The sequence below is a fragment of the Arthrobacter sp. AOP36-C1-22 genome (assembly GCF_052377515.1).
Lineage (GTDB): Bacteria > Actinomycetota > Actinomycetes > Actinomycetales > Micrococcaceae > Arthrobacter_H.
Window position 1 is genome coordinate 75817 of record NZ_JBQSWW010000013.1, and the last position, 8771, is coordinate 84587.

10 protein-coding genes are annotated in these 8771 nt (G+C 65.6%); 7 read left to right on the forward strand and 3 right to left on the reverse strand.

Features of this window, described 5'->3' with window-relative positions; translation table 11 throughout:
• Positions 1–69: 69 nt before the first annotated feature.
• Complete coding sequence (locus ACT3S6_RS09230; RefSeq protein ID WP_444554696.1) at positions 70–813, reverse strand: SDR family oxidoreductase; 744 nt, start codon at positions 811–813, stop codon at positions 70–72.
• Positions 814–955: 142 nt separating this feature from the next.
• Complete coding sequence (locus ACT3S6_RS09235; protein ID WP_444554697.1) at positions 956–1681, reverse strand: beta-ketoacyl-ACP reductase; 726 nt, start codon at positions 1679–1681, stop codon at positions 956–958.
• A 107-nt stretch (positions 1682–1788) separates the two neighbouring features.
• Between ACT3S6_RS09235 and ACT3S6_RS09240 the strand changes: the two genes are divergently transcribed.
• From ACT3S6_RS09240 to ACT3S6_RS09250, 3 genes are read left to right on the forward strand one after another with little or no spacing between them, the layout of a single operon-like run.
• A complete protein-coding gene (locus ACT3S6_RS09240; RefSeq protein ID WP_444554698.1) occupies positions 1789–2382 on the forward strand; it encodes a DUF3099 domain-containing protein in 594 nt (197 codons plus the stop codon).
• On the forward strand, positions 2379–2621 hold the full coding sequence (locus ACT3S6_RS09245) for a hypothetical protein (RefSeq protein ID WP_444554699.1): 243 nt from the start codon (positions 2379–2381) through the stop codon (positions 2619–2621). Before ACT3S6_RS09240 ends, ACT3S6_RS09245 begins: the two co-directional genes overlap by 4 nt.
• A 4-nt stretch (positions 2622–2625) precedes the next feature.
• The gene (locus tag ACT3S6_RS09250) at positions 2626–3519 is read left to right on the forward strand and encodes an SURF1 family cytochrome oxidase biogenesis protein (RefSeq protein ID WP_444554700.1); all 894 of its coding nucleotides are present in this window, start codon (positions 2626–2628) and stop codon (positions 3517–3519) included.
• Positions 3520–3601: 82 nt separating this feature from the next.
• On the opposite strand, the gene ACT3S6_RS09255 is transcribed toward ACT3S6_RS09250, so the two are convergent.
• A complete protein-coding gene (locus ACT3S6_RS09255; RefSeq protein ID WP_444554701.1) occupies positions 3602–5203 on the reverse strand; it encodes an ABC-F family ATP-binding cassette domain-containing protein in 1602 nt (533 codons plus the stop codon).
• Positions 5204–5353: 150 nt separating this feature from the next.
• Here ACT3S6_RS09255 and ACT3S6_RS09260 point away from each other — a divergent pair, with 150 nt between their 5' ends.
• The 4 genes from ACT3S6_RS09260 to ACT3S6_RS09275 all read left to right on the forward strand — a co-directional run bounded on the left by ACT3S6_RS09260 (position 5354) and on the right by ACT3S6_RS09275 (position 8682).
• The gene (locus ACT3S6_RS09260) at positions 5354–5971 is read left to right on the forward strand and encodes a biotin transporter BioY (RefSeq protein WP_444554702.1); all 618 of its coding nucleotides are present in this window, start codon (positions 5354–5356) and stop codon (positions 5969–5971) included.
• Positions 5972–5974: 3 nt separating this feature from the next.
• Positions 5975–6697 carry an energy-coupling factor ABC transporter ATP-binding protein gene (locus ACT3S6_RS09265; protein WP_444554704.1) on the forward strand — a complete coding sequence of 241 codons (723 nt, stop codon included), beginning with the start codon at positions 5975–5977 and terminating at the stop codon, positions 6695–6697.
• Complete coding sequence (locus tag ACT3S6_RS09270) at positions 6697–7374, forward strand: CbiQ family ECF transporter T component (protein ID WP_444554703.1); 678 nt, start codon at positions 6697–6699, stop codon at positions 7372–7374. The genes ACT3S6_RS09265 and ACT3S6_RS09270 overlap by 1 nt, the downstream gene beginning before the upstream one ends.
• Positions 7375–7842: 468 nt before the next feature.
• Positions 7843–8682: a MalY/PatB family protein gene (locus ACT3S6_RS09275; RefSeq protein ID WP_444554705.1), complete on the forward strand. Its 840-nt coding sequence runs from the start codon at positions 7843–7845 to the stop codon at positions 8680–8682.
• Positions 8683–8771: the final 89 nt, after the last annotated feature.

Here is an 8771-nt window from a genome sequence, read left to right on the forward strand (position 1 = left end):
AAGGCGGCGGCTCCACCCGTGGGAGGGTGGAGCCGCCGCCTTTGATGCTCCGTGTACTGCCGGTGTGTTCTAGTCCAGGAAGTGTCCTGCTCCCCCAGCGTATTCGGTATGTCCGGTGGGGACGTCGGCCGTGGCCATCGCGGCGACCTCGACCCCGAACTCCTGGACGGTGAGCAGTTTGCCGGCAGCCTGCCGGCGCTCCTCGATGGCCCCTGGCTGGGCCCGGTCCAGCAGCGTGGCGGTGACGGTCCCTTCGATCATGTCCCCGGAGACCACCACCAACGAGATGCCCTTGGCCTCCAGCGCCGGGATCTCCTCACGCAGGGCCAGCTCCCCGGCGCGCTTGGAACGGGCCACGGGCTCGTAGGCATCCAGCGTCGCCGTCTGGTCGATGAAGTGGGCCTGGTGGCTGGTGACGAACACCACACGCGAACCGGCGGGCATGACGGCGGCCGCGGTGCGCAGCATGTCGACCTGGGCGTCGCGGTTCAGTCGCAGGGCATAGTCCTCGCCGAGATCGGCTTCCATGCCGCCGGAGGCGTTGAGCACCAGCACATCGAGGGACCCGAAGTTCTCTTGCGCCGCATCCACCAGTGACTGGGCGCCCCCCTCGGCGGTCAGGTCCGCACCGACGGCCACGGCCCGGCCCCCGGCATCGGTGATGCCCTGGACGATCTTATGGGCACGGGGAGCCTTCTGCCGGTAGTTCACCACGACGGAGGCACCCCCCGCTGCGAGGTTCTTCGCCACTTCTGCGCCGATGCCCCGGGAGGACCCGGTGACAATGGCTGTTTTTCCGTTGAGTTCTGACATGGATTCTCCTAGTTGGGGTTCACGCGGCCATGGCGCGGATGCGGCAAGGGAGCCCGCTGTCGCGGGCACTTTCCTCCATCTTGCCAGCCCATCCGGCGTCGTGCCGTTGTGGGAATGCTCCAAAGACGAACGGCAGGTGGGCCTAGTGCCCCATGCCCAGACCGCCGTCGACCGGAATGACGGCGCCGGAAATGTAGGCGGCCTCGTCACTGGCCAGCCAGCGGACGACTCCTGCCACCTCGGTGGGCTCGGCGAACCGTCCCGCGGGGATGCCCGAGAGGTACTCCTTCTGCGTGTCTTCGGGCAGTGCGGCGGTCATGTCGGTGTTGACGAACCCCGGGGCCACCACGTTGGCGGTGATGCCCCGGGACCCCAGCTCACGGGTCAACGACCGGGCCATGCCCACCAGCCCCGCCTTCGACGCCGCGTAGTTGATCTGACCGGGAGAGCCCAGCAGGCCCACCACGGAGGAGATCAGCACGACACGGCCCTTGCGCAGCTTGATCATTCCCTTCGAGGCCCGTTTGATGACCCGGAAGGCGCCGGTGAGGTTGGTGTCGACCACCGAGCTGAAGTCGTCCTCGTTCATGCGCAACAACAGCATGTCCTTGGTCATCCCGGCGTTGGCCACCAGGACCTCGACGGGACCGTGGGCCTGTTCGACCTCGGTGAACGCCGCGTCGATGGACGCATAGTCGGTCACATCCGCCTTCACCCCCAGCAGACCTTCGGGGACCTCGCCGCTGCGATAGGTGATGGCCACCTGATCGCCGTTCGCTTCGAATGCCCGGGCAATGGCCAGGCCGATACCCCGGTTGCCACCGGTGATCAATACGCTGCGCGGGGCGGGCTGGGCGGTTTCGGTCATGGGTCCTCCAAGTCGGTACGTCAACGGTTCCGCACCATTCTAGCCGTGGAGGGTTCGGCGGATCGTCGCGACGGTGACACAATGGAGGGGAACACCATGGAAGAGACATGAGCCAGCATTCGCATCCTTTGAACCAGCCTGTCCCCGCCGGCCACCCGCAGCGGATCACCGACGCCGATGAGTCACGTTCGGCGGACATGCATTCGCGCACCGTCAAATACACGATTTCGATGTCCGTGCGCATGGCCTGCTTCATCGCTGCCTTTTTCGTCCATGGGTGGATCCAGGTGGTCATGCTCATCCTGGCGGTGATCCTGCCCTACTTCGCGGTGGTCGTGGCCAACGCCAGCGGTGCCGATCTGGCCAAACGTACGGAGACCAACTACTACGACGGCGGTCCGACGGAGCCCGCCATGCTCGCCGGCGCCGCAGCCGACGGCACGAAGGACGAGGCCCCGCAGGACCCCACGGCGAAGGACGAGTCGAACACTGATGACCCGACGGAAGGCAGCGAAGGGACCACCACCGGACCCTTCGACCCGGCTTCCGGCTCGACCAGCCCGCAGGACGACGCCGAACCCGACCTGCTCTCGGGGCACTGGTACGTCCCCGACGAGGCGGAGGAACCACAGCAGGAAGAACGGGTCCATCACCATCACGGCCACCGCCACCGGCCAGGAAGCGAAAGGGAGCACGGATGAGCATTTTCGACCAACTCTCAGGCGTTGAGGGCCCCGCGGTGCCGAAGTGCTCGCGCAAGGGATGCCGGCAGTCCGCCCAGTGGCAACTGCTCTGGAACAACCCCAGGATCCATACCCCGGAGCGCCGGAAGATCTGGTTGGCCTGTGACGACCACCGCGGATGGCTGACCACCTACCTCACGGAACGCGGTCTCTTCAAGGAATCACAGCCGCTCCCCGCCGACGCCCAGGAGGGGTGAATCCGTGTACCGATTCCTGGCCAGCACCCGCTGGCTTGGCTGGCTGCTGCTGGTCTGCGTCTTTGCGGCGGCCTGCGTGGGGCTGGGCAAATGGCAGATGAACCGGCTCGATGAAGCCCGGGCCGCCAACGACCTGGTCAAGGCCAATTACGACGCCGCTCCCCTGGATTTCCGGCAGGCGCTCCCCTACTTCGACACGCTTCCGGCGGACCGGGCCTGGACCCCGGTCACGATGAAGGGCAGCTACCTCCCCGGGGATACGCGCATCGTGCGCAACCGCACCACCAACGGACAACCCGGCTATGAGGTCCTGGTTCCCTTCGAAACCGATGAAGGAACCCGGGTCGTCATCGATCGCGGCTGGCTGCCCATCGGGGACGACTCCGCCGGCAGGCCCGACAGCGTCCCTGCCCCGCCGGAGGGCCAGGTTCAGATCACGGCCCGCATGAAGGTCGGTGAGCCGGCGGTCCGCCGCTCGGCCCCCGAAGGGCAGGTGGCCTCGATCGAGCTTCCCGCCCTGGAAGAGGATCTGGGCTATCCCATCGCGACGGGCGCCTACGGGGTGATCGCCCGGGAGCAACCGGCCCCGGCGACGACCCCCACCGCCTTGGAACGGCCCTCGATCGATGAGGGCAACCACCTGTCCTATTCGCTGCAGTGGTTCGCCTTCGGGGTCCTGTCCTTCATCGGCTTGGGATACGCGGCCCGGCAGCAGGCCCGGCTCAATCGCGAGGATGCACAGGAGGCGGCAGAGGCCGCCGCGGCGGGCACCGAAGTCATCCATTCCGCCTACCGCGCACCCCGTCAACGCCCCACCCGCAGGAAGGGCAACGTGCCCACCGACGAAGAGCTCGAGGACGCCTACCTCGACCGCTTCGAGGACCAGGCCCGACGCTAGTGAGCCGGGCGCGCCGGTCTTAAAAGGAAGCAGCCCCGCCGGATTCACCGGCGGGGCTTGCAGGCCTTGAGGCCAAGGTGACTCAGGCCAGGGTGACCAGGTCCAGATAGCCTTCGTTCCACAGGTCCTCGTCGCCATCGGGCAAGAGGACCACCCGTTCCGGGTTCAGGGCGGCCACGGCACCCTCATCGTGGCTGACCATGACGACGGCGCCGCTGTAGTTGCTCAACGCATTGAGGATCTCGGCGCGGCTGGCCGGGTCCAGGTTGTTGGTCGGTTCGTCGAGGAGCAGCACGTTGGCGCTGGAAGCAACGATCGTGGCCAGTGCCAGACGCGTCTTCTCGCCGCCGGAGAGGACCCCTGCCGGCTTGTTGACGTCGTCTCCGCTGAACATGAAGGAGCCGAGGATACCGCGTACTTCAGCGTCGCCGAGCTTATCCGGCGCGGAGGAGCGCATGTTTTCCAGCACCGTGCGTTCCACGTCGAGGGTGTCGTGCTCCTGGGCGTAGTACCCCACCTTGAGTCCGTGGCCGGGAATGACTTCGCCGGTATCGGGCTCGGCAACCCCGGCCAGCATGCGCAGCAGGGTCGTCTTGCCGGCACCGTTCAAGCCCAGGATGACCACCTTGGAGCCGCGGTCGATGGCAAGATCCACGTCCATGAAGATCTCCAGGGAGCCGTAGGACTTGCTCAGGTTCTTGGCCATCATGGGGGTCTTGCCGCAGGGATCCGGTTCCGGGAACCGCAACGCGGCCACCTTTTCCTGGGCCCGGGCTTCCTCCAGGCCGCCCATGAGGCGATCCACGCGCTTGAGCATGCTTTGCGCCGCGGAGGCGCCGGAGGCCCTGGCCTTCATCTTATTGGCCTGGGCCAGCAGGGCGCCGGCCTTCTTCTCGGTGCTGGCACGCTCGCGCTTGCGGGAACGCTCATCCGTTTCCCGCTGCTCGAGGTACCGCTTCCACCCGAGGTTGTAGAGGTCCATCGTCGCGCGGTTGGCATCGAGATGGATGACCTTGTTGACGGTCGATTCAAGCAGGTCGGTGTCGTGGGAGATGACCATCAGCCCGCCCTGGTGGTTGCGCAGGAACTCGCGCAGCCAGGCCACCGAGTCGGCGTCAAGGTGGTTGGTGGGTTCGTCGAGCAGGAGCGTCTGGGCGTCGGCGTAGAGGATCCGTGCCAGTTCGACGCGTCGGCGCTGACCGCCGGAGAGCGTGTCCAGCGTCTGGTCGAGGAGCCGTTCGGGCAAGGCGAGGTTGTTGCAGATCGCCGAGGCTTCCGCTTCGGCGGCGTAGCCACCGCGCGAAATGAACTCTGCGTCCAACCGGTCGTACCGGTTCATCGCCTTGGTGCGGATGGATTCGTCCTCGCTGCCCATCTCGTCCGTGCACTTGCGCAGCTTGGTCACGATCTCATCCATGCCGCGGGCCGAAAGGATCCGGTCGCGGGCCAGTTGTCCCATGTTCGGCGTCCGGGGATCCTGCGGAAGGTATCCGATGGATCCGTTCCGCGTCACCGTTCCTCCGGTGGGCTCCGCTTCGCCCGCCAGGACGCGGGTCATCGTCGTCTTGCCGGCGCCGTTGCGTCCGACCAAGCCGATCTTGTCTCCCTGATCGATGCGGAAGTTGACACCCTCCATCAGGAGTCGAGCGCCGGCACGGAGCTCAAGGTCGGCAACGGAAATCAATGGGAACCTCTCAAATGGAATGTGATGCGCTGTCACGCAACCTTTCCAGTGTACGCGTGCGAGCGATGACCGCCTAAGGCCGATCCACCCCACGAGTGCCATCTCACCCCAAAATACCGGCTTGAACAGTGATCAAGTATTATGTGCAGCATGACGAATTCGTATCTCGACGCCCCTCGGCTGTCCGCCCGCCGCAGCAGATGGGGCGCCCGTGACCTGGGTTTGATCTCGGTCTTCGCCGCCTTGATGGCCGCCCTGACCCTCGTCCCGGCCATCCCGGTCGGCCCCTTGGGCGTTCCGATCACCTTGCAGACCCTGGCGGTGTCGCTGGTGGCCCTCTGCCTCGGCGGCCTCCGCGGTACGGTCAGTGTCCTGCTTTATGTGGTGGTCGGCCTGGCCGGTGTTCCCGTATTCGCGAAATTCACCGGCGGACTCGGCGTCCTGGCCGGCCCGACGGCCGGCTACCTGCTGGCCTTCCCCCTGGCGGCGCTGGTGGCCGGCTCCCTGGCCACGTTCATCCTGCGCCGCAAGCGGACGGCCGGCATGCCCTGGCTCTTCGCCGCCGCGATGGCGGGGTCCATCCTGGTGACCCACCCGTTGGGCATCCTCGGAATGAGCATCAACGGGCAGATCCCCTGGGCGCAGGCAGTCGTCGTCGACCTGGCGTACTGGCCGGGAGACATCATCAAGAACATCATCGCGGCCCTGGTGGCCGTCATGGTCTTCAAGGCGTTCCCCCGCATGGCCCGGCGCGAATTCGATGCCTAGGCTATTGAAGTGATCAGTTTCCACGCCGCAGGCCTCAGCGTCCCGAACCCCGATGGCAGCGATGACGACACCGTCATCCTGGCCCCGGTGAGCTTGGACCTACGCGAGTCCCGAGTGGCGGTGATCGGCGCCAACGGATCCGGCAAATCGACTCTCCTCCGGCTCATCAACGGGCTGGCCCGCCCGTCGACGGGCCGTGTCGTGGTCGACGGGAAGGATGTGGCCCGGGACGTCGCGGCGGTCCGCCGACGCGTTGCCTTCCTGTTCAGCGACCCGCTCTCCCAGCTGGTCATGCCGCTGGTTCGCGAGGACGTGGAACTGTCCCTGAAGCCCACCCTCAAGAACAAGGTACGACGTCGTCAGGCCGCCATGGATCATCTGGATTCCATGGACCTGGCCCACCTGGCCGACCGTAGCGTCCATGACCTCTCGGGCGGCGAACGCCAGCTCGTCGCCTTGACCAGCGTGCTGGCTGCGGGACAGGACATCCTGGTCGCCGACGAGCCGACGACCCTGCTGGATCTACGCAACAACATCCTGCTGCAGGACACCCTGTTCGCCCTCGATCAGCAGATCATCTACGCCACCCATGACCTGGACTTCGCCGCCCGTGCCGATCGGGTCCTGGTCGTCGAGGGCGGCCACATCGTGCACGATGGAACACCCTGCGAGGCCATCGAGCACTACCGACAGCTAGCGCTTTCCGCGTCGAGTGAAGGTTCCTGATGCGCGGCCAGGCCCTCTTGCTGGGCCTGCGAATCCCCGGAACCTCGATGGTCCACCGGGCCCCGCTGTGGTTGAAGTACCTGGTGCTGGTCGCGGCAGGAACCGCCGTCGTCTTCCTCCGCTCCCCCACTACGGCGGCCGCCCTGCTGGTGGTGGGCCTGCTGCTGTATGCGTTCGCCGGAGCACGGGTCCTCGCCGCCTGGGCGTCCCCACTGCGGCTGCTGTGGTGGATCTTCGCCCTGCTCGCGGCCTACCAATGGTGGATGAACGGCCCGTGGACCGCGTTCATGGTCGTCGGAGGCATGTTCGCGGCGCTGCAACTGGCTCGCCTCCTGTTGCTGACCACCGACCAATCCGATCTGATCGATGGTTTGGCCTGGGCGTGTTCCCCGCTGCGCAAGGTGGGGGTCAACCCGGAGCTGGTGGCCCTGGCGGTAGGCCTCATGCTGCGCAGCATCCCCGCCGTACTGGGGTGCATCGCCGATGTGTCCGACGCGGCGCGAGCCCGGGGCCTGGGCCGGAATCCTATTGCGCTGGCGGGCCCGGTCGTGGTTTCGGCCGTCGCCTTCGCCCATCAGACCGGGGACGCACTGGCTGCCCGCGGGATCCTTGAACAAGGCCTCCGCGACGAAGCTGCCGACGTGACCCCCACAAAAGGCGTCCACCACCGCTTGTAGCTCCCTTTCGGACCAGGGCGCGAAAAAAGAAGGTGCTGACTATGTCCTCCCAGCACTAAATGTACGTACTTTTATGTGTATCTTGGGAACCACAGCTACGCCGATATCCACGAACCAGCGAGGGACCCAGATGAATCACGCGGACTACTTCGATGGTCTGACGGAGACCAAACTACGAGGCGCTGGAAGCAGGAAGTGGACTACGTACCCGGACGCGATCGGCGCCTTCATCGCAGAGATGGATTTCGGTACGGCCCCGGAGGTCCAGGCAGCGCTTCAGGAGCCGGTGGGATCCGCCGCCCTCGGATACGCCCCGGTGACCGCCGTGGACGACATGACACGTGCCTGCTCGGCCTGGCTCGAGAGCATCTACGGCTGGACTGTTCCCGCCACTGATATTCGTCCCATCCCGGATGTGCTGGCGGCATCGTCCTCGCCATCACCCACTACTCGGCACCCGGGTCGGCGATTGTCCTTCCGACTCCGGCCCACATGCCGTTCCTGAAGATCCCAGCGAGCCTGAATCGCCGCATCATCCAGGTCCCCATGACTTTCGGTGCCAACGAGTGGAAGCTCGACTTGGAGGGAATCGATGCCGCGTTCGCCGCGGGCGGGGGCCTCCTGATCTTCTGCAACCCCCACAACCCGATCGGGAAGGTCTACTCACGGGCCGAGATGCTCGAGTTATCCGAGATCGTGGAAAAACACGGTGCACGAGTCTGTTCCGATGAAATCCATGCACCGCTGGTCTTCTCGAGTAGCCGCCACGTCCCCTACGCCTCGGTCTCACCAGCAGCCGCCAAACACACGGTGACAGTGGCTTCCGCCACCAAAGCCTGGAACATGTCGGGTCTCAAATGCGCACAGATCATCTTCAGCAACAGTACTGATCAGCACACCTGGTCATCGGCGAGCTTCATGGCCGAACACGGCGTCGGATATCTGGGTGTCCTGGCGACGACTGCCGCCGACAGCGAGGGTAAACCCTGGCTGGACGAGGTGATCACTTATCTGGATCACAACCGACAACAGTTGGCTGTCCTGCTTGCCGAGCACCTTCCCGAGGTCCGGTATCACGCCCCTGAAGGTACCTACCTCGCGTGGCTCGACTGTCGGAGTCTCGACCTCGGCAACCACCCGGCTGAGTTCTTTCTCGAAAATGCTGAAGTCGCTTGTTCAGACGGTGCCGGGTTCGGGGACAACGGTGCGGGTTATCTTCGCTTCAACCTGGCCATGCCGACGCCCATCCTCAAACGCGCCGTACGACAAATGGGCGAGGCATTCCGCAAAAACACCGCCGCAAAGTAAAGAGGATCGCGGTGCCCACCGAGCGGCATCGACACCTTGGCTGAGTCACTAGGTGAGTACACCGTTCGGCTCTTTGTCCGGCTCTCTTG